This is a genomic window from Rhodococcus sp. FG69 (assembly GCF_057808915.1).
Window position 1 is genome coordinate 1 of record NZ_JBMDIX010000145.1, and the last position, 318, is coordinate 318.

At 66.7% G+C, this 318-nt stretch carries 1 protein-coding gene; it reads left to right on the forward strand.

Annotated features, from left to right (window positions below; all coding sequences use genetic code 11):
• Positions 1-318: response regulator (locus ACODSO_RS29365; protein ID WP_489040118.1), on the forward strand; the 318-nt coding region annotated here is incomplete at both ends.

Below are 318 nucleotides of genomic sequence, written 5' to 3' on the forward strand. Positions count from 1 at the left end.
ATGCTGCAGACCGCCAAGTTCGACGTGATGATCCTCGACCTGGGTCTGCCCGACGAAGACGGCCTGAAGCTGCTGCGCCGCCTGCGCCAGCAGGGCGAGATCCTGCCGGTACTTGTGCTCACTGCCCGTGACGCGGTCACCGACCGGGTCGATGGCCTGCAGGCCGGCGCCGACGATTACCTGAGCAAACCCTTTCACCCTGAAGAGCTGCACCTGCGCATCCAGGCGTTGTTGCGCCGTTCCCATGGCCAGGCCAACCAGCCCACCCTGCAAGCTGCCGGCCTGCATCTGGACGAGGGCCGCCAGTGCGTGTTGCGC